The sequence below is a fragment of the Longimicrobium sp. genome, from assembly GCF_048594345.1.
Taxonomy (GTDB): Bacteria; Gemmatimonadota; Gemmatimonadetes; order Longimicrobiales; family Longimicrobiaceae; genus Longimicrobium.
On record NZ_JBMDXM010000078.1, the window covers coordinates 1 to 1,441 of the forward strand.

The 1,441-nt window shown below is 68.1% G+C and carries 1 protein-coding gene, 1 other RNA gene and 1 pseudogene; 1 reads left to right on the forward strand and 2 read right to left on the reverse strand.

Translation table 11 applies throughout. The features are described from left to right. The coding region (locus ACOJUJ_RS08610) for a hypothetical protein (protein WP_420126455.1) at positions 1-218 on the forward strand (218 nt) is incomplete at its 5' end. A gap of 585 nt (positions 219-803) precedes the next feature. Here ACOJUJ_RS08610 and rnpB read toward each other — a convergent pair. Together rnpB and ACOJUJ_RS08620 are read right to left on the reverse strand one after the other, a co-directional pair. Continuing rightward, positions 804-1,173: RNase P RNA component class A (gene rnpB / locus ACOJUJ_RS08615), an RNA gene on the reverse strand. An 88-nt stretch (positions 1,174-1,261) separates the two neighbouring features. Beyond that, positions 1,262-1,441: pseudogene (locus ACOJUJ_RS08620) on the reverse strand (hypothetical protein); the annotation flags it as partial.

A 1,441-nucleotide genomic window follows, 5' to 3' on the forward strand; every position in this document is an offset into this window, starting at 1 on the left:
TTGTCAACAGCTTTGTACGGCGCTTTTCACCTGTCCGGTCAATGACTTGCGGCACTCTTCAGAGACTTGTTCAAGCTTTATCCACAACCATCTGTTTCGTCTCAAATTTTGAGAATGCGTCACTTTTGGACCTGAACGGCAGCGTCACGCGGCCTTTACGGAATCATCATGTTGCAATGCAGCAGATGCAGGCCGAGTGGCCAAGTGCGACGGGTTGACGCGCAGAAATGTCGCGTGCGGGCGCCCCCGGCGACGAAAGCCGCGCCCCCACCCGCGCGCTGCGCGCGCGACCTCCCCCGCATGCGGGGGAGGTGATCTGGGCGCACGGCGCGCGATTCCATTCCCGCGACGCGGAGATGACTGAAGCATGCGGCGCCGTGGGGAAACGATCGCGGGGGCCGCCCTGCTCCCTCCTCCGCTATGCGGGGGAGAGCTGGGGTGGGGCGCAGAGGCCTGCCCCCCGCCATGCGGAGAGGGATGGTGTGGGGGCAGATGCCTGCTCCCTCCCCCGCCATGCGGGGGAGGGTTGGTGTGGGGGCAGATGTCTGCTCCCTCCCCCGCCACGCGGGGGAGGGCTGGGGTGGGGGCGCAGACGCCTGCTCCCCCAGCCATGCGGAGAGGGTTGGTGTGGGGGCAGATGTCTGCTCCCTCCCCCGCCATGCGGGGGAGGGTTGGGGTGGGGGCGGACGCTCGCAGGATCGCGGCGCGTTGCCTCCTCACTCCTCCCCATGCCGGCACATAGATCCGCAACACATGCCGACCTCCCCTGCACTGCAGGGGAGATCAGCCGCGTTTTTAGAAGGTGGCGGAGCCGGCCTGTAAGCCGGGTTCTGTCGTGGACAGTCATTCCTCTAGGCGCATCGTCACCGATACGCTCGAGCGACCTACCCGGAGACACCGCGGGCCACGGCATCGTCTCCCTATTTGGTCTTGCTCCCGGTGGGGTTTGCCGTACCGGCCTGTTGCCAGGCTCGCGGTGCGCTCTTACCGCACCATTTCACCCTTGCCACGCCTCCTGCCGCTCCTTGCGGAGTTGCCGGAGCGTTCGGCGGTATCTTTCTGTTGCACTTTCCGTCGGCTCGCGCCGCCCAGGGGTTACCTGGCACCGTGCCCTGTGGAGCCCGGACTTTCCTCGGCATCCGCAAGGGATGACGCGACTGCCCGGCCGACTCCGCCGCGGCCATTGTCGCACGCGGGTCGGGGCGCGGCTGAACTGCCGCGGCGTCCATCTGCGGCGGCGGTGTGCGCGTGCCGCGTCTCCCTACCCGCCATACAGCGCCTTGCGCGGCGCGCCGGTAATCTCGGCCGCCAGCCTTGCCGCCGTGGACGGGGGCAGGTGCGCGGCGAGCAGCGCGTAGACGCGGCGTCCTTCGGCCAGCCGCGCACCGTCATCGTCGTCGCCCGCGCCTTCCACCAGCACCACGAACTCGCCACGCCGCTG